The sequence below is a fragment of the Candidatus Poriferisodalis sp. genome (assembly GCF_965215815.1).
Taxonomy (GTDB): Bacteria; Actinomycetota; Acidimicrobiia; order Acidimicrobiales; family Poriferisodalaceae; genus Poriferisodalis.
In genome coordinates this window covers 2,187,413-2,212,882 of the sequence record NZ_CBDCEO010000013.1, presented here as the reverse complement: position 1 = coordinate 2,212,882, position 25,470 = coordinate 2,187,413, and the positions used below count along the sequence as shown (strand labels likewise).

At 66.2% G+C, this 25,470-nt stretch carries 24 protein-coding genes and 1 tRNA gene; 9 read left to right on the top strand and 16 right to left on the bottom strand.

The genetic code is table 11. The features are described 5' to 3' along the window. Positions 1 to 37 precede the first annotated feature (37 nt). From ACOOHB_RS19985 to ACOOHB_RS19970, 4 genes are read left to right on the top strand one after another with little or no spacing between them, the layout of a single operon-like run. The gene (locus tag ACOOHB_RS19985; protein ID WP_420446537.1) at positions 38 to 982 is read left to right on the top strand and encodes an ABC transporter permease; all 945 of its coding nucleotides are present in this window, start codon (positions 38 to 40) and stop codon (positions 980 to 982) included. Beyond that, positions 979 to 2,976, top strand: a complete 1,998-nt coding sequence (locus tag ACOOHB_RS19980; protein ID WP_420446536.1) for a dipeptide/oligopeptide/nickel ABC transporter permease/ATP-binding protein — start codon at positions 979 to 981, stop codon at positions 2,974 to 2,976. The genes ACOOHB_RS19985 and ACOOHB_RS19980 overlap by 4 nt, the downstream gene beginning before the upstream one ends. Beyond that, positions 2,973 to 3,992 (top strand): ABC transporter ATP-binding protein, encoded by a 1,020-nt coding sequence (locus ACOOHB_RS19975; RefSeq protein WP_420446535.1) that lies wholly within the window; start codon positions 2,973 to 2,975, stop codon positions 3,990 to 3,992. Before ACOOHB_RS19980 ends, ACOOHB_RS19975 begins: the two co-directional genes overlap by 4 nt. Beyond that, positions 3,989 to 4,972: an alpha/beta hydrolase family protein gene (locus tag ACOOHB_RS19970; protein WP_420446534.1), complete on the top strand. Its 984-nt coding sequence runs from the start codon at positions 3,989 to 3,991 to the stop codon at positions 4,970 to 4,972. Before ACOOHB_RS19975 ends, ACOOHB_RS19970 begins: the two co-directional genes overlap by 4 nt. A 128-nt stretch (positions 4,973 to 5,100) precedes the next feature. Here ACOOHB_RS19970 and ACOOHB_RS19965 read toward each other — a convergent pair whose 3' ends face one another. After that, positions 5,101 to 6,927 (bottom strand): ATP-binding protein, encoded by a 1,827-nt coding sequence (locus ACOOHB_RS19965; RefSeq protein ID WP_420446533.1) that lies wholly within the window; start codon positions 6,925 to 6,927, stop codon positions 5,101 to 5,103. Between the two features lie 230 nt (positions 6,928 to 7,157). Beyond that, a complete protein-coding gene (locus ACOOHB_RS19960; protein ID WP_420446532.1) occupies positions 7,158 to 8,222 on the bottom strand; it encodes an adenosine kinase in 1,065 nt (354 codons plus the stop codon). Positions 8,223 to 8,298: 76 nt separating this feature from the next. Between ACOOHB_RS19960 and ACOOHB_RS19955 the strand changes: the two genes are divergently transcribed. Further along, complete coding sequence (locus ACOOHB_RS19955; protein ID WP_420446531.1) at positions 8,299 to 10,899, top strand: M1 family metallopeptidase; 2,601 nt, start codon at positions 8,299 to 8,301, stop codon at positions 10,897 to 10,899. Next, a complete protein-coding gene (locus tag ACOOHB_RS19950) occupies positions 10,899 to 11,027 on the top strand; it encodes a hypothetical protein (RefSeq protein ID WP_420446530.1) in 129 nt (42 codons plus the stop codon). The genes ACOOHB_RS19955 and ACOOHB_RS19950 overlap by 1 nt, the downstream gene beginning before the upstream one ends. On the opposite strand, the gene ACOOHB_RS19945 is transcribed toward ACOOHB_RS19950, so the two are convergent. The 10 genes from ACOOHB_RS19945 to ACOOHB_RS19900 form a co-directional block, all read right to left on the bottom strand. Further along, a complete protein-coding gene (locus ACOOHB_RS19945; RefSeq protein WP_420446529.1) occupies positions 11,014 to 11,796 on the bottom strand; it encodes a cytochrome c oxidase assembly protein in 783 nt (260 codons plus the stop codon). The genes ACOOHB_RS19950 and ACOOHB_RS19945 overlap by 14 nt on opposite strands. A gap of 73 nt (positions 11,797 to 11,869) precedes the next feature. Continuing rightward, positions 11,870 to 12,514, bottom strand: coding sequence for an SCO family protein (locus ACOOHB_RS19940; protein WP_420446528.1), 645 nt, complete (start codon positions 12,512 to 12,514; stop codon positions 11,870 to 11,872). 301 nt (positions 12,515 to 12,815) lie between these two features. Further along, positions 12,816 to 12,959: a hypothetical protein gene (locus ACOOHB_RS19935; protein ID WP_420446527.1), complete on the bottom strand. Its 144-nt coding sequence runs from the start codon at positions 12,957 to 12,959 to the stop codon at positions 12,816 to 12,818. Positions 12,960 to 13,221: 262 nt separating this feature from the next. Next, entirely contained in the window at positions 13,222 to 13,617 is a 396-nt protein-coding gene (locus ACOOHB_RS19930; RefSeq protein ID WP_420446526.1) for a type II toxin-antitoxin system HicB family antitoxin, read from the bottom strand. A 94-nt stretch (positions 13,618 to 13,711) separates the two neighbouring features. After that, positions 13,712 to 13,784 (bottom strand) — tRNA-Ala (locus ACOOHB_RS19925). A 140-nt stretch (positions 13,785 to 13,924) separates the two neighbouring features. Further along, positions 13,925 to 14,428 (bottom strand): hypothetical protein, encoded by a 504-nt coding sequence (locus ACOOHB_RS19920; RefSeq protein WP_420446525.1) that lies wholly within the window; start codon positions 14,426 to 14,428, stop codon positions 13,925 to 13,927. A gap of 180 nt (positions 14,429 to 14,608) precedes the next feature. Beyond that, positions 14,609 to 15,100, bottom strand: a complete 492-nt coding sequence (gene moaC / locus ACOOHB_RS19915) for a cyclic pyranopterin monophosphate synthase MoaC (protein ID WP_420446524.1) — start codon at positions 15,098 to 15,100, stop codon at positions 14,609 to 14,611. Positions 15,101 to 15,138: 38 nt separating this feature from the next. Further along, positions 15,139 to 16,167, bottom strand: a complete 1,029-nt coding sequence (gene moaA / locus ACOOHB_RS19910; protein ID WP_420446523.1) for a GTP 3',8-cyclase MoaA — start codon at positions 16,165 to 16,167, stop codon at positions 15,139 to 15,141. Between the two features lie 63 nt (positions 16,168 to 16,230). Then, complete coding sequence (glp, locus tag ACOOHB_RS19905; protein WP_420446522.1) at positions 16,231 to 17,442, bottom strand: gephyrin-like molybdotransferase Glp; 1,212 nt, start codon at positions 17,440 to 17,442, stop codon at positions 16,231 to 16,233. 38 nt (positions 17,443 to 17,480) lie between these two features. Continuing rightward, positions 17,481 to 18,635: a UTP--glucose-1-phosphate uridylyltransferase gene (locus ACOOHB_RS19900; protein ID WP_420446521.1), complete on the bottom strand. Its 1,155-nt coding sequence runs from the start codon at positions 18,633 to 18,635 to the stop codon at positions 17,481 to 17,483. Between the two features lie 114 nt (positions 18,636 to 18,749). On the opposite strand from ACOOHB_RS19900, the gene ACOOHB_RS19895 reads away from it, so the two are divergent. Further along, positions 18,750 to 19,121 carry an FmdB family zinc ribbon protein gene (locus ACOOHB_RS19895; protein WP_420446520.1) on the top strand — a complete coding sequence of 124 codons (372 nt, stop codon included), beginning with the start codon at positions 18,750 to 18,752 and terminating at the stop codon, positions 19,119 to 19,121. A 67-nt stretch (positions 19,122 to 19,188) separates the two neighbouring features. After that, the gene (locus ACOOHB_RS19890; RefSeq protein WP_420446519.1) at positions 19,189 to 19,806 is read left to right on the top strand and encodes a hypothetical protein; all 618 of its coding nucleotides are present in this window, start codon (positions 19,189 to 19,191) and stop codon (positions 19,804 to 19,806) included. Here ACOOHB_RS19890 and ACOOHB_RS19885 read toward each other — a convergent pair. The 4 genes from ACOOHB_RS19885 to ACOOHB_RS19870 all read right to left on the bottom strand — a co-directional run bounded on the left by ACOOHB_RS19885 (position 19,790) and on the right by ACOOHB_RS19870 (position 24,239). After that, positions 19,790 to 20,650 (bottom strand): undecaprenyl-diphosphate phosphatase, encoded by an 861-nt coding sequence (locus ACOOHB_RS19885; protein WP_420446518.1) that lies wholly within the window; start codon positions 20,648 to 20,650, stop codon positions 19,790 to 19,792. The two genes, ACOOHB_RS19890 and ACOOHB_RS19885, sit on opposite strands and share 17 nt — an antisense overlap. 11 nt (positions 20,651 to 20,661) lie before the next feature. Further along, complete coding sequence (locus tag ACOOHB_RS19880) at positions 20,662 to 21,387, bottom strand: PHP-associated domain-containing protein (RefSeq protein ID WP_420446517.1); 726 nt, start codon at positions 21,385 to 21,387, stop codon at positions 20,662 to 20,664. A gap of 3 nt (positions 21,388 to 21,390) precedes the next feature. Then, entirely contained in the window at positions 21,391 to 22,755 is a 1,365-nt protein-coding gene (locus ACOOHB_RS19875) for a TldD/PmbA family protein (RefSeq protein ID WP_420446516.1), read from the bottom strand. A gap of 68 nt (positions 22,756 to 22,823) precedes the next feature. Then, complete coding sequence (locus tag ACOOHB_RS19870; protein ID WP_420446515.1) at positions 22,824 to 24,239, bottom strand: TldD/PmbA family protein; 1,416 nt, start codon at positions 24,237 to 24,239, stop codon at positions 22,824 to 22,826. A gap of 237 nt (positions 24,240 to 24,476) precedes the next feature. Between ACOOHB_RS19870 and ACOOHB_RS19865 the strand changes: the two genes are divergently transcribed. Continuing rightward, positions 24,477 to 25,457, top strand: coding sequence for a lysylphosphatidylglycerol synthase transmembrane domain-containing protein (locus ACOOHB_RS19865; protein WP_420446514.1), 981 nt, complete (start codon positions 24,477 to 24,479; stop codon positions 25,455 to 25,457). The last annotated feature ends 13 nt before the right edge of the window (positions 25,458 to 25,470 follow it).

Below are 25,470 nucleotides of genomic sequence, written 5' to 3'. Positions count from 1 at the left end.
GGCTCCAAGAAAACCCGATGAGATCAGGTAGCGCCGCATGCTGAAGCTCGCGGCACAGCGGCTGGTCGCGCTCGTCCCCCTGCTGTTCATCGTCTCGCTGCTGACGTTCTCGATCACCGACCTGCTCCCGGGAAACCCCGCCGAGCTCATCGTGGGCGACGACGCCACCCAGGAGCAGGTCGACCTGGTGCATGAGCGGCTCGGCCTCGACCAGCCGTGGCCCCAGCGGTACTGGGACTGGCTGACCGATGCGGTCCAAGGCGACTTGGGGACGTCGTTCTTCAACAGCGTCGAAGTGACCGATGCGGTGCTGTTGCGCCTGCCGGTGACGCTGTCGCTGACGCTTGCGGCTGTGGTGGTGGCGCTCATCATCGGCATCGGCGCGGGCCTCATTGCGGCGCTGCGACCGGGCGGATGGACGGACCGGGCCGCCACGGCGGGCGCCACCGTCGGCCAAGCGTTGCCGAACTTCTGGCTCGCGCTGATACTGGCCGTTGTCTTCGCTGTGAAGATCCGGTGGTTCCCGGCGACCGGGTACACCCCCCTCACCGAATCGCCTACAGAGTGGCTGCGCAGTATCACCCTGCCGGCCATCGCGCTCGGGACGGGTGCCGCTGCGATCCTCGCCCGCCAGACACGCAGCGCGATGGTCGGCGTTCTGCAGACGGACTATGTCCGTGCCGCCCGCGCGCAAGGCCTCAGTTCTCGCCGGGTGGTGCTCAAGCATGCGATGAAGAACGCCATGCTGCCGGTCGTCACCGTGCTGGCGTTCCAGATCACCGTGCTGCTGGGGGGCGCGATCATCGTCGAGCAGGTCTTCGCAGTGAACGGGCTCGGCTCGCTCGCCGTCACCGCCGTGCGTCGCCAGGACGTGCCGCTCGTGCAGGGGGTCGTCATCGTCTCGGTGATCGTCGTGGTGCTCACCCAGCTCGTGACCGACCTGTTGTACGGCTATCTCAACCCGAAGGCCAGGCCCTCATGACGAAGGTCTCGCCCGGATCGGGTCTCGGGGCTCCGCCGGCTTCCGGGCCATCGGCTGGCGCTGCCGGCAGTCTGCTGGGCTCTCGGCAACGTTTCACCCGGCGCTTCTTCGCCAAGCGTGCCGTGATTCCCGCTTCGCTCATCGTGGCGGCCGTGCTGGTGGCCGGGATCTTCGCGCCCTGGCTCGCTCCCTACGACCCGCTCGACCAGAGCCTGCTCGACACACTGCAGGGTCCATCACGAGAGCACTGGCTGGGGACTGACGATCTAGGCCGCGACGTGCTGAGCCGTCTGATCTTCGGGGCTCGCATCGTGCTGATCGCCGTTGCCCAGGCTCTGACGGTTGCCGTCGTGCTCGGCGTGCCGATCGGGCTGTTCATCGGGTACATGGGCGGTTGGTGGGACCTTCTCGTAATGCGAGTCGTCGAGGCTGTCGTGTCGGTGCCCGGGATCATGGTGGTGATTGTCATCATCACGGTGCTCGGCACGGGTCTCACGAAGGCGATGATCGCCCTGGGCCTGCTGTTCTCGACAGCCTTCCTGCGGCTCGCACGAGGCCTCGTGATCGCCGAGCGCGAGGAGCTCTACGTGCGGGCCGCACGGGTCGTGGGCGCCGGCACCGGTCGCATCGTGCGCAAGCAAATCCTGCCCAACATCGCCGCGCCGCTCATCGTGCAGATCACGTTGACGACGGGTGCCATCCTGCTGGCAGAAGCCGGCTTGAGCTTCCTGGGCCTCGCCGTGCAACCGCCGGACGCCAGCTGGGGAACGATGCTGACGACGGCGTCGCGATTCATCAATCTGCACCCCTGGCTGGCCCTGCCGCCGGGCATCGCCATCGCGCTTGTTGTGCTGGCCGTGAATCTGCTCGGTGACGCCATCCGCGATTCAATCGGCCGCGGGATCGGCGAGACCGCCGTGCTGCGACCGGGTGCGGAGGGCGCGGCCGCTGTCAGCGCCATCGCTGGACACCCCTCCCCAGGCCCGCAGGCGCGAGCCGACGTTCCGCCCGATGCAGTGCTCGTCGTGTCGTCGCTGCACGTTCAGTTCCCCTCGCCGCGCGGTGTGCCGCTGACGGTCGTCAGCGATGTGTCTCTGCATGTCCGGGCGGGCGAAACGCTCGGCCTTGTCGGCGAGTCGGGGTGCGGCAAGAGCGTGACCGCGATGGCGGTGCTGGGCCTCGTGCCCGAACCTGGAGCTGCGACCGCGGAGGCCATCCTGCTCGGGGGCGATGACGTGTCAGAGATGTCGCGCCGGGACCTCGAACACGTACGGGGCACGCAAGCGGCGGCGGTCTTTCAAGACCCCACCACGAGCCTGAATCCGGCCTTCCGGATCGGCGACCAGCTCTCCGAGATCCTGCGGATCAAGCGTGGGATGAGCCGCAGTGACGCACGCAAGCGGGCTGTTGAGCTGCTGGACATGGTCGGGATCCCCGACGCCGCGGCCCGGACTCGCAGCTTCCCTCACGAGCTCTCCGGAGGGATGGCGCAGCGAGTCGCTATTGCACGGGCGTTGTCGTGCGAACCGAAGCTGCTCATCGCCGACGAGCCAACCACAGCGCTCGACGTGACGGTCCAGGCCGAGGTCTTGGCGCTGTTGCGCGACCTGCAACGCGAACTTGGCATGGGGATGCTGTTCATCACCCACGACCTCGCCGTCGTCGCGGACATCTGCGACCGGGCAGCCGTGATGTATGCCGGGGAAATCGTCGAGCAGGCCGAGGTCACCGAGCTCTTCGCCAATCCACGCCACCCCTACACCGAGGGCCTTCTGGGTGCCGTGCCCCAAACCGCTCACCGCGGAACAGCCCTGCGGTCGATACCCGGCGTGGTGCCGCAGCCGGGCGAGTGGCCCACGGGTTGCCGCTTTGCGCCACGTTGTCCCTACGCCACCGCCGAGTGCACTGCGGCTCCGATTGCGTCGGTGACACAGGACACGCACCTGTTCCGCTGCGTGCGTGCCGCAGAACTCACGCTGGAAGGGGCGCAATGAACGGCGAGGCGGACACCGAGGCACTGCTTGCGGTCTCAGATCTTGTCGTCAAGTATCGGAGCCCTCGCAGCCTCTTCCATCTCGCGGCGGCCGATATTCACGCCGTCAACGGCGTCAGCCTCGACATCGCTGCGGGACAGACGCTGGGCCTCGTCGGCGAGTCCGGTTCGGGGAAGTCAAGCACGGGCAACACGATTCTGGGCATCGTGCGTGCCGAATCCGGATCGGTGCGCTTCGACGGGGTCGAGCTGACCACCTTGGAGGGCAAGTACCCCAAGGCCATCCGCCGCGACATTCAGGCCGTCTTTCAAGACCCCGCTTCGTCGCTGAACCCGTCGATGGTCATTGCGGACATCCTGGGTGAGCCGCTCGACATCCACGAGCGCCTCGGCAAGGCGGCCCGACTCGCGGCCTGCGAGGAGCTGCTGGAGCTCGTCGGGCTGTCCCGCGAGCATCTCGAACGCAAACCGCACGAGTTCTCCGGCGGGCAACGCCAGCGCATCGCCATCGCGCGGGCCCTGGCGTTGCGCCCGCGACTGCTCATCCTGGACGAGCCGGTGAGCGCCCTCGACGTGTCCACCCAGAGCCAGGTGATCAATCTCCTGGAGGAACTTCAGGAACGGCTGGGGCTCACCTACCTGCTGATCGCTCACGATCTCGCCGTGGTGCACCATGCCAGCGATCGCATCGCAGTGATGTACCTGGGCAGCATCGTCGAGGAGGGCCCAGCCGAAGAGCTGTACGCCGAGCCGGCGCATCCCTATACCCAGGCCCTGTTGGCCGCGGTGCCGGTCGCGAACCCGGTTCGCCAACGCGAGCGGCGCTCCGGCGGCCGCATGAGCACGGGCGAGATTCCCAGCCCGCTCAACCTCCCCTCGGGCTGTCCGTACCGCACTCGCTGCCCGCACGCTCACGATGCGTGCGTTAACGATCATCCTCCGATGATCGACCTGGGCAATGACCGACAGGTGGCCTGCGTCCTCTACACCGGCGACAGCAAGGAGATCATCGGATGAACACTCACGCAGCTGGGACCTACGCGGGCACTGGCCCGCACCCGGTGCGAAAGGCCGAGCACCTGAGGGTGGTGGATGAGCGGCGCGACCGCGAGATCGAGATCACCTGCCGCTACCCCACTGAGGCCGGCTCCCACAAGCTGCTCGTTTGGTGTCACGGGTTGGGCGGATCGCGCCATCGCAGCGTGGAATTGACCCGACTGTGGGCAAGCCACGGGTTCGTCGTCATCCAGCCGACGTTCCTGGACTCGATTGAGCACGTCGCGCGGGACTATCCCGATCTCGGGCTCAAACGGCACCACATTGACAACAACGAATGGGTCTCCGTACCCGAGATCTTCGAGTTCATGATCGGCCGCTTGCTCCAGCCCCCGTGGTGGCTAGCCCGCGTCGCGGACGTGAAGGCCGTCCTGGACCAAGCGCCCACACTGCTCGACGAGGTCGCGGAATTCGCCGGAACCGTCGACGGCGAGCGCGTCGGCGTCGGCGGCCACTCCTTCGGCGCCTACACCAGCCAGCTCGTTTCGGGGGTCACGATCAACCTGCCGGGCGAGGGGCCGACGTCGCTCCGCGACGACCGGGTGGGTGCCGTGGTGATCGCCAGCGGTCAGGGCCGCAACCAGCAAGGTCTCCGGGACGGCTCGTGGGACACGATGGCCTGTCCGATGCTCAACATCACCGGCAGCAAGGACATGGGAGCCACGACCGACGATCCGAATTGGAAGCGTGAGCCGTTCCTGTTCGCACCACCCGGCGACAAGTACGAAGCCTGGATGGAGGGTGCCGACCACGGGCTGGGAGGCATCAGCGGGAATATTTCGAATTTCGTTGAGAACGCCGACCAGAGGAGGATCGTCGAACAGACAACGCTGGCCTTCTGGCGGGCCTACATCGCCGGCGATGCCGACGCGATGGCGTGGCTCAACTCTGACTCGCCGAGCGAGTTCGGCGCGCCGATCCTGTCATTCGAACGACGATGACCGCGTGACGCGACCGGCACCGCTGCGGCGTCCATTCAGGTACCGACCATCGAGTTCCGGCTCAATGGGAACAATCTTGCACCGCGCTACCCACCACGCCCGTCCGGCAGCAGCAACGACGACTGGCTCTAGATCAGGTCGGCCGGAACATAGTGGTGGCCGCGGCCACCGACATTGGCATTGCTCGACACAAGTTCTCCGGCTTCTGCGAGTGCCCTGAGCCGGGCGACGGCCGTGGGGGTGCTGACCGAGAGCAAGGATGCGGCCTCTGTGCTGGAGATGCGGCCGCGGGCGGTCGCGTAGGAGAACGCAACGCGCAATTGGCCCTCGATCGGTGCATGCACCGCATTTCGACGGTGCAGGTGCTTGCGTGCCGGGACGCTGATCATGCATGCTGCGTGCCGGCTGTCGGGACTTCCGGCAATGCGCACGATGATGGGAACTGCTGCCGGTGACCGCCTGCGTGCGTCTCCCGCAGGAGGCACCACGCCGGGTTCCTGTATGCCATCGTTCGCTCGCGGCGTCCCACCGACGACAAACGTGGCCTCAGCGAGACGCTCCAAGATGTCGGCCGTCTCAGCCTCGCCCCGCTGCAACGTCAGCGCAGCTGTGTAGCGGTCAGCCCAACCAATTCTGCACAGGTGGTCAATCACCAACGCTGTGTCGACGCTGGAAGCTACGTCTGGTGGCTCAATGCTGCTGAGCAGACTGGCCAGCGCCACGTCGGGTGATCCACCCATCAGAACCACACGCACAAAGGGGCCCACGAGTTCGGAGATTTCAGGTGCCGGTCGTCCGAGCGCCAGCATGTCTCGCACCATTCGCGCCACGCCGACGCCTTGCCGCTCGGCATACTTCAGCATCGCCAACGCCTCAGCCAAAGCGCGATGGCGGGGTACCGCAGGGTGGGTGATGATGTTGGATGGATCGATCCCGCCGACAAAGCCTCCTGGTGACGTGACCGTGACCGTCTCAGCCACGTGCTCTACAACCGTGGGAAGAGGAGACAGCCAGTCTCTGTGAGCAACGCCGTTGACGATTGCCTCGCGCAGCGCTCGCGAGGGCACCGATTGCACTTGTCGGTGAACAAAACCCAATTCGATGTGATGGACCGGGTTTGCAGCCTCCGCGGCTAACTCAACCTGCTGCACCTGCATTACCAACGGTTCGGTGCCACGCAACCTGTAGCGGCTGTCGCCGCCTGAGCCATCGCGACGGATGTAGTCAATCCCGGGCTCCGGAGTACCCACGAAGAGCAATGAGCCTGCGTTCGACAGTCGCCCGTCGCTGTCGGCGAGGCTCAAGCGACGCAGCAATTCGGCGTCATTCGCCTTCGCAAGATCTGTTGCAGCACCTTCGGAGGCCAGATGTCGCCGAGCGGTATCCAATGCGGCAGCGCTCGCATCTTCGATCGCGTGGCCTGACGGCTGGGCCGACCAGTCGGCCCCACTGCGGTGCAGACGGGCGCTGTGCCATGCAGAGATATCCATCTGAACGCTGCGCGGCCCGACTCGATGGTGCAGTTTCCCCTGGGAGCTGATCGGCTCCACAACCTCGGGCGTACTGAGCAGCAAGAGGCGGCAACCGTTGAACTCAGCTGCGCGCACGTTCACTGTGAGCCGATTTCCGCTGAGCTCCCAGATCCGCGCTCGCAGCCAGTCAGGGTCGATCTGAGTACCGACGAGAGTGCCGTCATCGGCGACTCCCAAGACGACCGCACCACCGCCTGCGCTGTTGGCCATGGACGCCATCGCATGTGTCAGCGCTGCCGCAGCAGCTTCATTGCGGGCTTCACCGGTTCTCACCGACCCGTCGGGTGCGCGGCGCCCTGACTCTTCCTTGAAGTCAACCTGGGCGCTCTCGACGACCTCAGGCAGTTCACCGTCGACAACGCGGTTGAGCGCAGCTTCAATCTGCTCATCAAGGGAGTCGGGTCCCAGAAAATGCAAGGGCATGCGAAGAATCCAATATGGCTTAAAGTCTTTCGGACACACCTGCGCAAAACGGTGCTCTGCCGGGGACAAACTTTAAAGCAACGGCACGATCTGTCAAGATCTTTAAGTTTCTGGGATGCCGCACCAAGGCTCGGCGGCTATGCCGCAATCCTGTGCAGAAATGCCGCCTCAGACGGCAAATTTGCTCACAGAATGCGTGACGGTCGCTTCCCAAGCCGGGACGACTGGCTCTAGATCACGTCGGCAGCCAGCTCATCGAGCGGCACCAGCGGCCGGGTGCCCACGTGGGAGATGACCTCGGCGGCTGCCACTGAGCCCAGCCAGCCGCAGCGCTCCAGGTCGTAGCCCCGGGCCAAGCCGTACAGCACACCGGCCGCGTACAGATCGCCCGCACCGGTGCGGTCGACCACTTCGTCGACGGGCTCAACCGGAACGTTCACGACCTCGTCGGGGGTGACGAGCACTGCGCCCGCTGCTGAGAGCGTGACCGATGCAATGTCCACCTGACCTCGCACGGCAGCGAGCGCCTCGTCGAGGTCATCGGTCTGGTAAAGCGCCTTGAGTTCAGCAGCGTTGGCGAACAGGACGTTGGTGCAGCGGTCGACCATGTCGATGAACTCGCGCCGGTGGCGTTCCACGCACAGCGAGTCCGAGAGGCTGAGGGCAACCTGGCAGTGGTTGCCGGGCGCGGCGCAGTGCTCCGCCACTTCGCGCAGCGCTGCCCGGGCCGCTGTCGGGTCCCAGAGGTAGCCCTCAAGCAGCACAGTCCGGGCTCGATCCACCATTGCCCAGTCCACGTCGGCCGGGGCGAAGCCGGCCGATGCGCCCAGGTACGTGCTCATGGTTCGTTCGCCGTCAGGGGTGATGACCACCGTGCAGCGACCCGTCGGATCGTCTGCGGGCGCCCGCGCAGTGGCGTGTTCCACGCCATGGCCGACCATGTCCGAGACGAACAGATCGCCGAGCGGGTCTTCGCACACCCGGCCCATGTAGCCGGCGCTGCCGCCCAGCGCCGCAATGCCCAGCATCGTGTTCGCGACCGAGCCGCCGGGCGTCATCTCGTCGGCGCCGCCCAGCATCTCGACGAGCGCGCTGAGCTCGACCGCCCGCTGGGTGTCCACCAGCGTCATCGCCCCCTTGACGATGCTCAACTCGGTGACGACGGCTTCGTCGGCGCGCAGCAACACATCCACCATCGCATTGCCGATGCCCACGACATCAAGAGGATGCTCACCAGCAGCGGCATCGGGTGCGTGGTCGATGCCCACGACATCCAGCTGTTCGCCCGATTCCACCCCGTCGGCTTAGCACCTCGTCTGGTCCGTTCGCACGATCTGCCTCGGCGGTCAGGGCGTCGGTAGTGTGCGCGCCGTGACGTTTCTGATTCCTGGCCCGCCCCCCACGTCGGGATCCGACGGTTCTGCTGTACCCGATGTCAACCCGTACCGACTGCCCCGAGATGTGCGGCCAGTTCGCTACGACATCGTCATCGAGCCAGATCTCGACGCTGCGCGATTCGTGGGCGAGGTCCGCATCGAGGCGGTAGTGGAACGCTCGGTCGACAGCGTCACCTTGAATGCCGCCGACCTCGAGTGCTCCGATGCGACTTTGCGCCAGAGCGGCAGGGCCGTCGGCGCTGAGATCTCATTCGATCCCGAGACCGAGCGGATGACGCTGCGGCCTGTCGACGGCAGCCGCCTCGATGTCGGCCAAGTGCAGATCGCATGCCGGTTTGCCGGCGAGCTGAACGACCAGCTGCGTGGCTTCTACCGATCCACGTTCGTCGACGAGGCCGAGCAAACGCGCACGATCGCCACCACCCAATTCGAATCCACCAACGCCCGGCGCGCCTTCCCCTGCTTTGACGAACCCGACCTCAAGGCGGTGTTCGGCGTCACCATGATCGTGCCGCCCGACCTCATGGCAGTCAGCTGCGGCGAATTGGTGTCGTCCGAGCCGACAGCTGACGGGCGGCGTCGCGACACATTCGCCGACACCATCCAGATGTCGACCTATCTGATGGCCTTCATCGTCGGCGACCTCGAAGCGACCGATCCCGTCGACGTCGACGGAGTGCCGCTGCGGATCGTTCACGTGCGCGGCAAGTCGGCACTGACCGCGTTCGGGTTGGAAGCCGGGGCGTTCTCACTCGCGTGGCTGGTCGACTACTACGGCATCGACTACCCGGGCACCAAAGTGGACCTCATTGCGGTGCCGGACTTCGCATTCGGTGCCATGGAGAACATGGGTGCCATCACCTTCCGCGAAACGCTGCTGCTGGCAGATCCCCAGAAGGCGACCACCGCGGAGCTGTTGCGCATCGTCGATGTCGTCGCGCACGAACTCGCGCACATGTGGTTCGGCAACCTCGTGACGATGGACTGGTGGAACGGCATCTGGTTGAAGGAGGCGTTCGCCACGTTCATGCAGGTGGCGACCACCGATGCCTTCCGGCCGGAGTGGAACCGCTGGGACGAATTCTCGATCGAGCGTGGGGCGGCATTCGACGTGGACGCGTTGAGTACCACCCGCCCCGTCGAGTACGAGGTGATCTCCCCCGCTGACGCCGAGGGCATGTACGACGTGCTCACCTACGAAAAGGGCGCCGCGGTGGTGCGGATGCTCGAGCAGTACCTCGGCCCGGACCGGTTTGCAGCGGGCGTGCACCACTACCTGGAACGCAACAGCTACGCCAACACCACCACGACCGACTTGTGGGACGCCCTTGAGTCCTCCAGCGGCGAACCGGTGCGGTCGGTCATGGACGGCTGGATATTCAAGGGCGGCTACCCGATCGTGTCCGTCGAAGCGCATCGCAGCGGCCTGACGGTCTCGCAGCACCGCTTCGTCTACGGCTCCGGGGAATCCGACGATGCGGATGCCGAGATCTGGAGCGTGCCCGTCATGGTGCGCGCACGTCTCGCCGACGGCAACACCGTCGAGCGGCGACTGCTGCTCGCCGATGCCTCGGCGACTGTGAACTTGGGCGGACCGGTCGAATGGGCCGTCGTCAATGCCGGCGGCCATGGCTATTACCGGGTGCGCTACAGCGGGGACCTGCTCGCAGCTGTGGCCCGTCAGGCGCTCGAAGTGCTTGAACCCATCGAGCGCTACGGGCTGGTGGACGACACCTACGCCGCCGTCGTGGCCGGCGACGCCAGCGCCGCGGAGTTCATCGGGCTCGTGACCGACCTGTGCTTGGAGACAGATCTGCACGTGTGGCAGCGGATGATTTGGGGGCTGAAAGGGCTGCACGCCATCGCCGAGCCGGCGGGGCGCGAAACCCTGGCTGTTCTCATCAGGGACATGGCCACGACCGCCCTGGGTGTGCTGGGCTTCGAGCCTCAGCCCGGCGAGCCCGATCTCGACCGTGAACTGCGAGGCGTGCTGTTCGAGGCAGCTGGCGGCAGGGGGCGCGACGAGCTGGTGCGCACCCGCGCACGGGAGCTTGTTGAAACGGCAATCGGGAACAGTGTCGCCGTCGAGCCGAATCTGGCCGCGGCTGCAGTGCAGGTCGCAGCGGCCTCGGGCGACGAGACTGACTACGAGCAGATGGTCGAGTTGTACCGCTCAGCGGACACTCCCCAAAGCGAACTGCGCTACCTCCAGGCACTGCTGCTCTTCGAAGATCGACAACTGTTCGAGCGCACGCTGGAGTTGTTCGCCACCGAGGTGCGGACCCAGAATGCCCCATATCTGCTCGGTGCCGCCATGACGCATCTCGACTGGGGACCGGTGGCGTGGGAGTTCATCCGGGACCAGTGGGACGAATTGACCAACCGTTTTCCCCAGAACTCAATTTCCCGCATGGCCGGAGGGATCCGCGGTCTGCACACCCGAGATCTCGCCACCGAGGTCGAGACGTTCTTTGCCACCCACGAGGTACCTCAAGGCGCTCTCACGGTCGCCCAGCACATCGAGAAGATGTGGGTCAACGTGCGGTTGCGCGAGCGTGAGGGTGCCCGCATCTGATGTTCGGCCGCCCGCCTCGGCGCCCCATGCGTCCGGGCGATGAGCTGTGGCTGTCATTGCGCGCACTCGCTGCCTCGGCGGCGCTGATCGTCGTGGTGATCTACTGGGCGCTCGTCATCGTCGACTAAGCGGGCCAGCCGGACTGGACGCCCGAGACTCGTCAGCCCAACGCAGCATCATGGCGATGATGGCTCCCCACACGATGGGAATGCCGCCCAGCTTCATGATGAGCCCGGCCGTCTGCTGGTCTGTCGCAGCGTCGAGGCCATAAAACCGGGGCGCCAGCTCGTAGGTGGCATAGAGGGGGAAGCTGGCAAAGGTCAGGAACCCCGCAGGCACCGCCGGAACGACACCAAGCGCCAGGAACAGATACACCATCTTGCCGGGGTAGGCGCGTAGCCGGTGCTCGGTGAGCGGCGACAAGATCGGCAGCCACACGAGCACGCCCGAGACCAGCCACACCACGTCCATCACAAACGAGCCGAATTGGTTCGCCCGCAGGTTGTCGACTGCCCACGGCGAGTGCGTCGCAACGAGGCAACCGTTGAACACCAATGCGGCGGTAACCGGCTTGGTGAGCCGGGTCAGGAGGCGGTAGAGGCGCAGCCTCGCCAGAATCCTGCGAGCCATCGGCTCGGACACGCCCATCACCAGCAGCGGCGCGGCGACCAGCGTGTACAGCATGAACTGCAACATGTGGGCCGAAGCCAGATAGCCCGCGCCGAGCACGCCGAGCGGCCAATCAGAAGCCATCCAGAACGCCGCCACCCCGGCCAGGAACAGCCACATCTGGCGGCGCTCCGCCGCTGCTTCGGCGGCGTCCAGCGGTTCTATGCGCATGGCGCGGGCACGGCGACGAGCCACTAGGTACGGGACTGCGATGGCAAGCGTTGCCACCCAGACCCCTGGATAGGCACGCCACCCCCACGTCCACGGCACCTCGAGCGCCGAGCACCAGAAACGCATGGTGCTACAGACCCGCGCCGGCCGGCGCGTCCGGTTCGATGACGGCCAGGATCGGCAGGTCGTGATCGAACTGGGACTGACGTGTGGGATAGGGGTACTGCGCGTAGCCGTAGCCGTTGGGGGCGAAGGCAAAGACACGGCCGTCGTGGCCTACGTCGTAGGCGCCGTGGCCGTGAGCCACGTCGGCCTCGACATCGGTGCTGTGGTCGTGTTCCGTCGTCGGAGTCGTGTCGAAGATCTTGAACGAGGCCAACGAGCCCAGCGCGTTCTGAAGGTCGGTCAACTGCTGTTCGCTCCGGGGAATGAGTCCAACAAAATCGGCGCTGAACTGGTCAAGATACGCACGCAGGATCTCAGGTGTGTCCCGATCAGGGTCGACAGTGACCGCCAACACCTGCACGTTCTTGGGAGCCCCTGGCCGGCCGAGCACGCTGGCGAGCTGCGCCAGTTGCACCCCACAGATATCGGGGCAGTTCGTGAACAACTGGTACACGAGACGTACTTGCCCTTCCGTGTCGGCCGCGAGTTCGAAGTCGTTGCCAGCGGTGTCTGTCAGCGACATCTGGGGGATCTGCCGCAGCTCGGAGGGGGCCACCGCGAGGCCTTCGTAGCGCGATTCGCTGTCGCCCCCGCCTCCGCATGCTGCCACGAAGACGGCAGCTACCAGAACTGAGGCAATCGCGCTCAGGCGTGCCCGGCGAGCGTGTCCTCGGTGCCGACGCGGGTGGCCCCGGCGTGACGACAATGTGAAGGTGAAGGGAATTCGTAGGAGCAGGTCAGGGGCCATTTCTGCTGTCGGTTCCCTTTCGGTTACCTAGCAGCGCAGGGGTTGGGTTCCCGTCACGCCTGCCAACGGCCCGACGTTTGGCGCAGCGTGCCGCCAAGTAGCGCTGAATTGTGCCCGCGAAGATAGTTGGTGCGTCGAGACTCCCCTCTTCGGTACCCGCCCCTTAGCGAAAGGGCGGGGTGCCATCACCGTCGAGGCGGGCGCTGCGGGGTGCTGGGCGGGGCGGTACGTCGAGGCCGCCGCCCACCTCGTCAACGTCTCTCGCCGTGTGCGCTGCTTCGCGTGCATCGGCCGAGTTGTACGGCATTGGGAAATACCTATGGCTCGGTGTCCTGACAGGACTTGTCAGCGGTTGGCTTCGAGCCATTCGTCGCGAGAAATGCCTGCTTGGTCGAGAATGATCGCAAGCAGTTGACTGCTGATGTCGGGACTGTGTGGGTTCGGCAAACGCAGTTTTTACTTGCCTTTGTGCATCATCTGATGCTTGCTGCCCTGCCACGGACCGGTCCAACCCTGCCTCCGCAAGGCCTTAATCAAGTCCCTGCGGCTGATCGGCTCGAGCCTCTGGCTCATTGGGTGACGTAGAGACTTACCCCGTCAATGCTGGGAATGTCGTCGTCGCCGTGTTCGATCTTGAGGGAGGCCCAGTCGACGAGCACTTCCAGCAATTCCTCTCTCGCCTCTCGTACGTCCGCTCCATGAGCCCAAACGCCAGTCAGGCCAGCAACGGTCGCGACGACTCCGGGTGGGTCTTCAATGTCCTGCAAGCTCGCATGCCCAAGCGCAGCCTCAGCCCACACGACAACCGGCCCGCGGTGCGCTTCTTGCGGATGAGCAGTCGGCTCGCCGGAGCGGGAAGCACGAATGCCGACATCTAGAGAACTCCCAGGCTGACCGTCTGGTACGGGCACCTTGCGCTTGCGTTCCACATCGGCATTCTGCCATGATCCGATCCCATCACTCACACGGATTATTCCGCTCGGGCAGGTTGCTACACGTTGACGGGACGCAGCGTGGAATGGAGCGGACCTCGCCAAGGCGGCGTCACGTGACTGGGCGTGGAGGTGAGGGGAATCGAACCCCTGGCCTCTTCGATGCGACCGAAGCGCTCTACCAACTGAGCTACACCCCCGAACCGGGCGGTTGTCGAATATATCTGCGGGATCAGCGGGCCAGTCTGCGACCACGATTCGCTGCTCAGCAGCGCTTGGATGCTCTGGCTGATCTCCGGGGGGCCGGTGCCTACTGGTTCGCCGTACGGCGCCGTGGCTACTAGTTCGCCGTTCGGCGAATCATCCTCACCGTCGACGAGCTGGCCGGATCTCGCAGTGGCAGGTAGTGCACCTCAGCAGTGGGAGCTGCGCGACTCCGACGCACCGCCAGCGCGACGTAACCCGTGGTGAGCCCGAGCATCACAACGAAGGCAGCAAGTGCCCACAGCGAGCCCGTGGCGAGTGTGCCTGCGAGCGTCACCAGCATGCACAGCACGAGCAACGTACCGATGTCGCGTCGACGGACCGCTGCCTGCTTGGGCGTGGTCGGCATCGAGGTGGATGGGCTCGTCCTCCGAGGTTGAGGCTCGCGGAATTCCCTCAACGCATGCGCTTGGGAGATAAGTGCTGCAGCCGGCGCCGAACGACCGAGTGAGTCGAGTTGCTCGCGGAACTGGTCGACGGACGATGTTGCTCTGCGTCGTGGCTGGAACAGGCGCGCAACGTCGGGAGCCAGTACCACGATCCAAGCGACAGCCAACAACACCAAGACCAGTTGTGTCACGCGTCACCTGCCTAGCGGGCTGGCCTGCCCACACAGGGTGCCATTCCGCCGCGCGTCCAACATGCATTTCCGCTGCCCGCGCACAGCAGCAGACTAATGTTCCCAGATTGAGAGCGCTGATCGCGCGACCGTTCGCTCGGCGGGCACTCCACAGCACCGCAACCGCATCAGGCGACGGGATCAGTCGGTGGCGTCCGCTTCTCGCCGGTAGGCGCCCGACTTGCCGCCCGTTTTCTCCCACAGGGCGAGGTCGCCGATGACCATGGATCGGTCGGCCGACTTGCACATGTCGTAGATGGTGAGGGCTGCGACGGAACAAGCCGTCATCGCCTCCATCTCAACACCGGTGCGGTCCACTGTCTCCACCTGCGCCTCGATCTCGATCCAGGTGTCGGCAATCTCAAAATTCACATAGACAGCGCCGACGAGCAGAGGGTGACACAGCGGGATGAGATCTGGAGTGCGCTTGGCGGCCTGGATGCCAGCCACCCGAGCGACCGCGATGACGTCCCCCTTCGCGATCGCACCCCGGGCAACCAGTGACGCTGTCTCGGTGGCCATGTGCACGCGGCATCGAGCGATCGCTCGTCGATGTGAGATCTCCTTCGGGGTCACATCGACCATGCGCGCCCGACCCAGAGGATCCAAGTGAGTGAAAGGTGACTCGGTCATGATCTCAGCCGCCCCTGTGTCTAATGAATCGGCGGCTCTCAGCCGCCGATTTGACTCATTGTTCGCTTGGGTTTGATGAAGTTGACCTGCCCGATCGAGTGGCCGGCCCACTTGGTGCCGACCGCATCGCGGACTGCAACCGCGAGGCGGTCATCGAGCTCGTCACTCGGAGCACCGCTGCGCAGGATCGACCGCATGTCGAACTCGTCCAGCGCAAACAGGCATGTGCGGAACTGGCCTTCGGCTGTGAGGCGCACCCGGTCACAGTTGCCGCAGAAGGGCTTCGTGACACTGGCGATGACTCCGACGTGACCGACGCCGTCGAGGTAGCGGTAACGCTCGGCGGGCTCGTTGCCACGCAGCACGGGCTCGGTCGGGAACACCTCCGAGATTGCCGCCAAGATTGCATCGGCGGGAACCACTACGTCTGATGTCCACACATCTCCAGCCTCGAGCGGCATGAACTCGATGAAGCGGACTTCAACTCCACGCTCGCGGCCGAAGCGGGCGAAGTCCACGACTTCGTCGTCGTTGATGCCGCGCATCATGACCGTGTTGATCTTCACTGGCGCGAGCCCGGCGTCGATGGCTGCGTCGATGCCATCGAGGACCCGATCCAGCTCGTCACGGCGCGTCAGCTCCAAGAAGCGATCGCGCTGGAGCGAGTCGAGGCTGATGTTGATCCGCGAAAGGCCCGCTTCCGCGAGCGGCTTGGCATGCATGCGCAACGTGGCGCCGTTCGTGGTCAACGCCACGTCGACGCCGAGCACGGCAAGACGTTCGACCAGCCGTGGCAGGTGAGCCCGTACCAAGGGCTCTCCTCCCGTCAGCCGGATGCTCTCGAAACCGAAGCGGTCCACGCACACCTTGGCGAAGCGCTCGATCTCCTCGAAGCTCAGGATCTCTGAACGGGGTAGCCACTTCATGCCCTCGGCGGGCATGCAGTACTGGCAGCGAAAGTTGCAGCGATCGGTGACCGAGATGCGCAGATCGCCCACGGTCCGACCAAACGGATCGACAAGGTCAACCGCTCGTGCCGACGCTACGGCACCTGCTGCACCATTCATTGGCCTGAGCGTATCGACGGCTGCGCAGAGAGGTCGCCGCCGGGTCCCCGACGATGGACTGGCTCAGTCCAGCAGGAGCACGTCGAGCTTGCCTCCGGCGCGTACGCCGTCGCCGTCACCGATGACGGCCAACGCATTCGACTTGGCCATGGCCCACAGCATGTGCGAGCCCTGACCTCCCGCGGAGCGCACTTCGGTCCGGCCGCCCAGCGGTGTCGCCAGCACCCGCATGAAGTGCGTCTTGCCGTCCGGGCGCCGGAGCAGGTCTTCCGCAGCGAAGGCCATGACCGTGGGTCGGATCGGCTGCGGATGCCCCATCATCGAGCGCAGGCCGGGCCGGGCGAAGAGCTCGAAGGACACCATCGATGAGACTGGGTTGCCCGGAAGCCCGAAGACAGGCACATCGCCAACTGTGCCGAACGCCAGTGGTTTTGCCGGCTTGATCGCCACCTGCATCCACCGCATGTCGCCGATGCGCTCAAGCACAGCTTTCACGTAGTCGAAGTCGCCCATGCTCACGCCGCCCGAGGTGACGATGGCGTCGCATGTCTGGACGCCGATGGCGAGGGAGGCCTCGATCTCGGCTGGGTCGTCGCGGACGAGGCCGAGGTCGACCGTTTCGACATCGGCCCGGTGTGCCAACGCCAGCAGCGTCCGACGGTTCGAATCGCGAATCTGTCCCGGCTGCAATGGACTGCCATCATCGACGAGCTCATCGCCGGTGGACAGCACGCCGACTCGCGGCCGGGGGTACACCTCAACGTCGGTCATCCCGAGGCTGCACAGGACGCCGAGATGCCCCGCCGCGAGCTCAGTTCGTGCGGGGAACACGTTGTCGCCTGCATGCAGATCATCGCCAACAGGCCGCACGTGATTGTCGCGCGGGACGCTGATCTCCACTCGTACGACTTCGCCGTCTGCGACCGAGTCCGAAACGATCGCCGTGCGCTCCACCATGACGACGGCATCGGCCCCAGGGGGGATCGTGGCCCCGGTCATGATGCGACTGGCTTCACCGGGCCCCACGGTGATCTGCGGAGCATGCCCGGCGGCGATCGTCTCGACGATGCGCAGCTCACAAGGAGCGTCCGCTACGTCCGCCGATCGCACGGCAAAGCCGTCCATGGCCGTGTTCGCAAACTGCGGGATGTCCTCCGAGGCGATGATCTCGCTGGCCGTCACCAAGCCCAGTGCGTCCGCGACCGGCACGCGCACGGGCTTGCGCGCTTGGCATCGGTCCAGAACGAATTCGCGCGCAGTCTCAAGCGGCAGCACCGGGCGCAATGTACTGGGCGCAATGTGCCCGAGGCGGCCTAGAGGGAGGTCTCGATGCCCCGCGCTGCGAGTATCCGGGCGATCTCGGGGCGGCGCGCTTCGAGTTCGGCAGGGTCCTTCACCGGCTGGAAACGCCCGTCAGGCCCGTCACGCTCGACGAGCAGCATCGTGGTGTCCACGAAGGCCGAGAGCTCGCCGATCAGCCGTTCGAACTGGACGACCTGGGCACCTTCGACCTGTTTGCGGACTTCGAACCAGGTGAGCGGCCAGTCCGCCTCGAAGACTTCGACGTCGGCAACCAATGAATTGGTGTTCACCGCACATGTCGCCAGCGGATCGATCCCGGGTGGCAGACGAAATGACTCCACGATCTGCGCTCGCCCGTTCACACGCCACGGCGATCCCCCCGTTGCGGCGCCCGGGACTACTTCGCAGGTGAGCGGCTTCGCTTCCACCACGTGCGCGCCGATCACTGCCGGATCCAGCGTTGCCGCGGCGTTGTCGACATTGGTCACGAACAGGTGCCGACCGCCCGCTTCGGCGAACCGGCCCAGCTGACCGCTCCGGCGCATCGCCCATGGCGCGTCCCCGTGCCCCGGCGCGTGCAACGACACAGTGCCGCTGCGGTCCCGGAACAGATCGCCGTCGGGCGTCAGGCGCATGGAGACGCCCTGTGGAGCGAAGTCGACCGGTACCTGTGCGCTGCGGGTGCGGGCCGATACCCAGTCGCGCAGAACGCCGTCGGACTGGAAGCTCGTCATCAGCCACAGGGGGACGGTGCACCCCAGCTCGCTCGCCAGGCGACCCAGGTCCGCCATCTTGGCGTCCGCGAAACTCAGGCCGGGCAGCACTTCGGCCAGCGCCTTTACGCCGCCGCCGAAACGAGTGGCCATGCCGCCCGCCAAGAGCAAGACGCCCACCTGCCCACGAGCGATTGCCTCGCGACCGACATGTGCGAGCCGTTCGCGTTCGGCCGAGTCCAGCGGTGTCAACGACACCAGGTCGTCGGATTGCGCGGCTTCGATGCTGCCACTCACCCGATTCGCACTGGTCCGGTCGCTGTCGCCGCCCGAATTGCCGGTCAGCCGGCCGCGCAGCTTGTCGAACGTGCCGGTGTCGAATCCGTAGGTGGCAAGCGTCTGAGCTGAGCGCTCGTCGATGCCGTATCGGTCTGCCAGGTCCGAAGCGCGCACGGCACGAAAACCTAGAGGGTTCACGGAGAGGCGACGATGCCGGGCAGTCCACGACGCCCGACAGCTACACTTCTCGGCGGCTGGAGACAGGACCACATCGGAGAACGGGACCTCATGCCGACCTACCAGTACCGCTGCACTGACTGCGGAGAGTCGTTCGAGCGCCATCAGAGTTTCTCGGACGATCCCATCACGGTGTGCCCACTGCCGCGGGAGGGCGAGGCGCTCAACGGGGCAGGGTCGAAGTGCGGAGGCGAGGTCCGCAAGATCTTCTCCAACGTCGGCATCAGCTTCAAGGGCAGCGGCTTCTACCGCAACGACAGCCGAACCTCTTCAAGCTCAACTTCGCCCGACTCGTCGGAATCCGACTCATCTTCATCAAGCACAACCAGCGAATCCCCAAGCAAGGAATCGACCTCTTCGGAGAGCGGCTCGTCAAGCGACAAGTCGAACTCAACCGTCGGGGCCGCCTCGGCGTCAGGCTGACGCCTCCAGCATCGAAACGAATCCGCGGCGGTGCAACCGCCGCGATGACTTCGTGGCGGAGGTATTCATGGCGTTCATCTCACAACTCGGCGATCTCTGGCAGCGCCGTCCCAACCTGGTCCACTGGACCGCCGTCGGCGCTGTTGCGCTCGTGGCACTCGTGCTCGTCTCCGGGATGACTGGCCGGGCGCGCACGGCTGCTGCCGCATGGGGGACCTCGGTACGCGTACTTGCCGCTCAGTCCCCGTTGGCAGTGGGGACCTCTCCCGAAGGACAGGTCGATCTCATCGAGGTCCCGGCCCATCTCGTGCCCGCCGGAGCGCTCACCAGTGCGTTCGAGCTCGGCGAGCTGACTCGAGCCGTCCCGCGCGGGGGCCTGTTGACCGAATTGGACTTTCACCCCGCGGCGGGAGTGAGCCCGGGGCGCCGGGGCATCGGCATCCGCGTCGTTTCCCACGCACCCGACGTCGAGCCCGGCACTGGCGTGGAGCTGTTGCTGTTCGCCGACATCGATCCGTTCGATCCCTCCGCTGGCAATGCAAGCCCCGATCGCGTGCCTGCCTATGTCCTCGCCGCATCGGCAGATCGTTGGTTTGTCGAAATCGAGCCCGTGCACCTCGAAGGGGTCGCGCGCGCCAGCGCGACTGGCATCGTGGTGCCGGTGGTCCTCAGCGCAGACCGCTGATAGCCACCACGGCCACCGCAGCCGCCAATGCCACGCGGTAGCCGGCGAACCACGCAAACGGGGATCGCTGCGGAGCCCGGCTCGTCCGATCCAGCAGCCACACCATTGCGGCAACGCCCGCCCATGACGACACCACTGCTGCTGCTCCCCCGACGATGAACAGCTGCAATTGTGCACCTGTGGGGGCAGCATCTGCCAGCGTGAACGAGCGGTAGACGCCCGCGCCCCCAATGAGCGGCAAGCTCATGAGGAAGGCCAGTCGCGCCGCCGCAGCCCGGTCGAAGCCGAGCCACCGGCCTGCGGTGATGCTCACCCCCGAGCGGCTCACCCCCGGCAGCAAGGCTGCTGCTTGCGCGAGTCCCATTCCGGCCGCGTCCCGCAGGCCGTAGGAATGCTGGGACCTCTGCGCACCTCGTCGGGTCGCCGATGCGTCGCTCCACCACAGCAACCCACCGAATCCAGCCAGCAGCGCAGCGATCAGCAGCGGCCGCTCTGCGAGGTCGAGCAAACGGTCCTCCAGCGTGACGCCCACCAGCGCCGCGGGGACGGCCGAGAGGGCCAAGCTCAGCGCAACCACCGTGTCGGGTTCGGCGCGGCCGCGGATGCCGCTCCAAAGTGCCTTGGCGTAGCGGGCGATGTCGGCACGCAAGTACACCGCCGCTCCAACGAGCGTGCCGACGTGCAGCGCGACGTCGAAGGCATTCTCCAGCTCGTTGTCGCCATCGAAGAGATCCCAACCGGCCAGCCATGGCACCACTTCGAGGTGGGCGCTCGAAGAGACCGGGAAGAACTCGGTCACTCCTTGCAGCAGGCCGAGCACGATCGCCACGGCAAAATCCGGCACCGAGGCGGCCTCTAGTCGTCGCTCCCCACCGATGGGACAATGCGCGGTCTCCAGCGACGGGGTGGGTCGTAGTGATGGCCGACCGCCCAGCCCTGACGCATCGATGCGAGGAAGGTTGCGGGATCGTCGTCGTCGAAATCCGGCATCTCGAGGTAGGCGCCCCCGAGTGCTTCGGCCACGTGGGCGTCGCTGCCGGCGCCCGGCGCCAAGCCGTGCTCGCCCGCGTAGCGCGCCGCACGCGCGTTGAGGCTGGTGAGGCTCGTCTTCGCGTTCAGCACCTCGATGCCGTCGACGAGACCGTCGCCGACGAGCTCATCGAGCACGTCGTGACGCAGGTTGTTGCGAAGCGGATCGAACGGGTGCGGGATGTAGACGAGCCCACCCTGGTCCTTCACGGCCTGCGCAGCCGTCACCGGCGCCAGACCCTGCGGCACGCGGTCGGTCAGGAAAAGCCCGATGATCTCACCCGCGTGGGTCTTCATCTCCTCGCCGACCACGACCCGAGCATCCAAGGTGCCCTGCAGCTGTTGGGCACCGCGCACGGCGTTGTGGTCGGTGATGCACACCACATCGATACCGCTCTCAGACAGGCACTGCGCGAACTCGTCCGGTGTCGTGGTCGAGTCGCCCGACCACATCGTGTGCGTGTGGAAGTCGACCCGCACCCACCCCGACGGGCACTTGTCGGCGAGATGCGGATGGCGTTCGACGGCTGCTGGTGCAGGTAGGCGCGGCATCGCTCACACCCCCGAGAGCGCCACGTCAGCGATGACCAGCGGTGGCATCGACATGCCGCCCGCGAGAGGTTCAGCGGTGGCGCCGACGCCGCAGATCTCCAGCAGCATCCGCTGAAGGGTGGATGCGATGGTGGCCTCGCGAAACGGCTCGGCGAGTTCGCCTCCAACGATGCGGTGCCCCCAGGCACCGACCGAGAAGTCGCCACTCGTGGGATTGACCCCGCTGTGCAAACCGCTGACGCCGCGCACCAGCACGCCGTTTTCGACCGCAGCGAACAGATCTTCAGCGGCGATATCGCCAGTGGCGACAACGCGCGCATGGGTGCCCACACCAGGAACGGACCGCGTGCCGCGCACTGCCGAGCCGGTCGACACCGTGTCTGATCGGCGTGCCGTGTAGGCGTTGTGCAGGAAGCCGCAGAGCACGCCCGCCGAGATCAGCGCGTTGCGGCGGGCCGCCAGACCCTCGCCGTCGAAGTTCGCTGCACCAAGTGTCGTCGGGTCGGTGGGGTCGTCGACCAGGTGCAGGCGCTCATCGGCAATCGGCTCGCCGACCCGGTCGGCGAACGGCGAGCGGCCCTTGAGCACACTGTCTGCGGCGAGCACGCTCGACACCACACCGATAAAAGCTGCCGCAACCGGCGGGGCCAGCACAACATTCATTCGTTCGCTGGGCGGCTTGGTTGCGCCCAGCTGGCCGGTGGCCAACGCCGTTGCTTCTGTGACGACTCGTTCGACGTCAAGTTCGTCGGGACGCCACGCAGCATCACCGGCGTAACCGATCTGCGTCTCGTCACCTTCGGTGGCGAGAGGTTGGGCGCCGATCGAACAGGTGCCGCGCTCGGATTGCACACAGATGCCGGTGCTTGAGGCCAGCGCAGACTGCGACCACCCGTCGCTCCACGCCGCGACACGCACTCCCGAGATTCGGGGATCTGCGGCCAAGCAGCGGCGCTCGAGGTCGATGGCCGCCGCGATCTTGTCGGCGTCGGACACGCCCAGCACTGATGAGTCGCCGAGGTCAAGGCCGGGGGGCGCCACGCCGTCGGGCTCGGCAAGTCCCTGGTGGGGATCAGGCTCGCCGAACGTCACGTTGCGGCGGGCAGCTGCGAGCGTGTCGGACACCACGTCGGCGTCCAGAGAGCCGGCCGATGCGAAGCCTTGACGCCCTTGCGAGACAACCCGCACGCCGATCGCGGCACTCACACCCGAGCGCAAAGATTCGACATCGCCGTTGTACGCACGCACCGTGGTGGAGCGCCCCGTCGACACGCAGACCTCGATCTGCTCGTTTCCGTGGGCTTGCTCGCACACCCGTTGGGCGAGGCGAGCCAACTCGTCAGTTTCGTAGTGCCGTCGTTCGCTCACGCGCGATCACACCCTGCCGCTCACGCGCGACAACACCCCGCCGCTCACGCGCGACAACACCCCGCCGCTCACGCGGCGGTGCCCCCGACCGTGAGGGCTCGCACTCGCAGGGTGGGCTGGCCGTCGCCAACGGGCACGCCCTGGCCGTCCTTGCCGCAGGTGCCCGGGCTCCCCATGGCGAAGTCGTTCCCAAGGGCGTCGATGTCGAGGAGCACCTGAGGGCCATTGCCGATCAAGTTGCCCTCGCGCAGCGGCTCGGTGATCACACCGTCTTCGATGAGATACGCCTCGGTCATGCCGAACACGAAGTCGCCTGTGGCGGTGTTGACCTGACCGCCGCCGAGGTGTGCCACATAAACACCCCACGGCGTGTCGGCGATGATGTCGGCGGGATCGATGTCGCCGTTGGTGACGAACGTGTTCGTCATCCGGACCATCGGCAGGTGCGTGTAACTCTGGCGGCGACCGTTGCCCGACGGCGCGCGGCCATCGTCGCGGCTGCGCAGCCAATCCCACATGTAGTTGGTCAGCACGCCGTCGGAGATCAGGACGTTGCGCTGGGACCGGTGGCCCTCGTCGTCGATGGCCAGCGCGCCCCACTCAGGACCCATCGTGCCGTCGTCCACCAGCGTCACACCGCTAGCAGCCACCTGCTCGCCCACCCGGTTGGCAAACACGGACGCGCCTTTGCGCACCAGATCGGCTTCGAGTCCGTGACCGCAGGCCTCGTGGAAAAGCACTCCACCCCCGCCCCGAGCGATGACGACGGGCACCTCACCGCTGGGCGCCGGGCGAGCCGACAGCTTGGTCACAGCGCGCTGCGCAGCGCGCTCGGCAAGCTCGGCGGGGTCGTAATCGTCGAACAGCTCCCACCCGACCGTGTAGCCGACAGTCTCGCGTCCGGTCTGCAAGCCGCTGTCGCCGCTCGCGACGCATCCCACGGAGAAAAGCGTCCGCACCTGGTCGTCGGCGGCGCACACCCCACTGGTGTTCGCCACCATGATCCGTCGGCGGCCCTCGCCGTAGCGGACGGTGACCTGGGTGATGGCCTCGTGGGTGGACCGCGCAGCATCGTTGGCGGCGCGCAGCAGTGCCACCTTGCGTTCCGCGCCGATGGTTGCGGGCAGCACTGCCACCCGTGGCTCAGCGAGACCGTTGCCCCCGAGCGACATCATGTCCACCGTCCCGCCTCGGGGCGAGCGGGTTGCCACCGCTGCAGCCGTGCGGGCCGCATCTGCCAATCCTCCGGCACTCAGGTCGGACGTGTGCGCATAGCCCGTGATGTCGCCGGTGGTGACACGAATTCCCACACCGCGGTCGCGACCCGAGTTCATCTCCTCGACCCGGCCCTCGTCGAAGATCACGCCAACCGATTCACGATCCTCGGCGAACAGCTCGGCCCACTCGCCGCCGGCGTGCAGCGCCGCGCGCAGCGTCGCGTCAACAACGTCGAGGTCGACGAGCGGCTCCGCTGCTCCGCTCATGGGTGTCATTGTGTCCGTTGTACGTGTCATCGCCACTTTCGCTGCCAGAAATTCTCAGGCCATGCCCAAATGTGCGACCCGACCCAATCGACGAAGTGGGGCCGCTGCACGGCCGAACGTGGGTCGCGCCATCGCCACACTATTGTGCGAAGCCACGTGAAACGCTTCGAGTGGGAAGTGCGCCGGGGGGCTGATTCAGGCACCGCAGTTTGCAGGCTCCGCGGGAGTGCAGCCTGAGTGCGCATCCCACATGGCCTCGTCACGGCCTTACGCGTCTGCGTGAGTGCAGGCCTCTTGGCGCTGCTGATCGTCATCAGCCGCGATGAGCTGTCGGCGCTTGGCGTCGACTCCAAGAGCGCCGCCGCTGCCTGGCTGGCTGCAGCGGCCATCGCAATCGCGGCGGCGTTCGTGACCGCCGCTGCACGCTGGTGGCGGGTGGCAGACACGCTTGACGTCGAGGTGTCCGGACGCTCGATGCTGTCGATCTACCTCGCCGCTCAGTTCGTCGGGAACTTCTTGCCCACCACGATCGGCGGTGACGTGTTGCGCGTCAACCGGCTCAGTCGCATCTGCGGCAGCGAAGCCAACGCATTCGCGTCCGTGATCATCGAACGACTCACTGGCTGGGTGGTGCTGCCAATGCTCACCCTCATCGCACTCGTGTCGCAGCCGAGCCTGCTGACGCACTCCGGAGGTCAGATCGCCGGCGCGCTGGCACTGGGGACCTTGGTGGTGCTCGCTTTCATTGTCTGGTTCGCGGAGCATCCCCGCGGTCTCGGCCGGTTGTCGGGCGGCAGCCGCATCCGGGACGCCCTCGGCGCCGTGCATACCGGTCTGAGCATCTTCCGGCGCGCACCGCGAGCTGCCGGGCATCTCCTCGGCGTCGGGCTCGCGTACCAGTTCCTCCTGGTGGTGGCGACAGCATTGGCCGGCGCAGCGATCGGCGTGAACCCCGGCCTGCGAGCGTGGCTGGCGTTCGCACCGATGGTGCTGATCGTCCAGCTGCTGCCGGTTGCCATCGGCGGCCTCGGGGTACGAGAAGGCGCTCTCGTGCTGTTCCTGGATGCGCACGGAGTCAACGAAGGTGAGGCAGTGCTGCTGGGCCTGCTGCTGTACGCGCTGACGCTGCTGGTGAGCCTTTCCGGGGCTCCGACACTGGCATTCGGCGGACCACGGCGTCGCGGCAAGCCACAGGCCGAGGTCCCGCTAGGGCGCTGAGTACCCTTGTGCC

Coding starts and splice junctions, on each gene's coding strand:
- ACOOHB_RS19950 (WP_420446530.1), top strand. CDS start 10,899: ATGTTCGGCCGCCCGCCTCGGCGCCCCATGCGTCCGGGCGATGAGCTG.
- ACOOHB_RS19970 (WP_420446534.1), top strand. CDS start 3,989: ATGAACACTCACGCAGCTGGGACCTACGCGGGCACTGGCCCGCACCCG.
- ACOOHB_RS19880 (WP_420446517.1), bottom strand. CDS start 21,387: ATGCCGCGCCTACCTGCACCAGCAGCCGTCGAACGCCATCCGCATCTC.
- ACOOHB_RS19870 (WP_420446515.1), bottom strand. CDS start 24,239: ATGAGCGGAGCAGCGGAGCCGCTCGTCGACCTCGACGTTGTTGACGCG.
- moaA (WP_420446523.1), bottom strand. CDS start 16,167: ATGAATGGTGCAGCAGGTGCCGTAGCGTCGGCACGAGCGGTTGACCTT.
- ACOOHB_RS19965 (WP_420446533.1), bottom strand. CDS start 6,927: ATGCCCTTGCATTTTCTGGGACCCGACTCCCTTGATGAGCAGATTGAA.
- ACOOHB_RS19895 (WP_420446520.1), top strand. CDS start 18,750: ATGCCGACCTACCAGTACCGCTGCACTGACTGCGGAGAGTCGTTCGAG.
- ACOOHB_RS19935 (WP_420446527.1), bottom strand. CDS start 12,959: ATGCCGTACAACTCGGCCGATGCACGCGAAGCAGCGCACACGGCGAGA.
- moaC (WP_420446524.1), bottom strand. CDS start 15,100: ATGACCGAGTCACCTTTCACTCACTTGGATCCTCTGGGTCGGGCGCGC.
- ACOOHB_RS19890 (WP_420446519.1), top strand. CDS start 19,189: ATGGCGTTCATCTCACAACTCGGCGATCTCTGGCAGCGCCGTCCCAAC.
- ACOOHB_RS19980 (WP_420446536.1), top strand. CDS start 979: ATGACGAAGGTCTCGCCCGGATCGGGTCTCGGGGCTCCGCCGGCTTCC.
- ACOOHB_RS19985 (WP_420446537.1), top strand. CDS start 38: ATGCTGAAGCTCGCGGCACAGCGGCTGGTCGCGCTCGTCCCCCTGCTG.
- ACOOHB_RS19975 (WP_420446535.1), top strand. CDS start 2,973: ATGAACGGCGAGGCGGACACCGAGGCACTGCTTGCGGTCTCAGATCTT.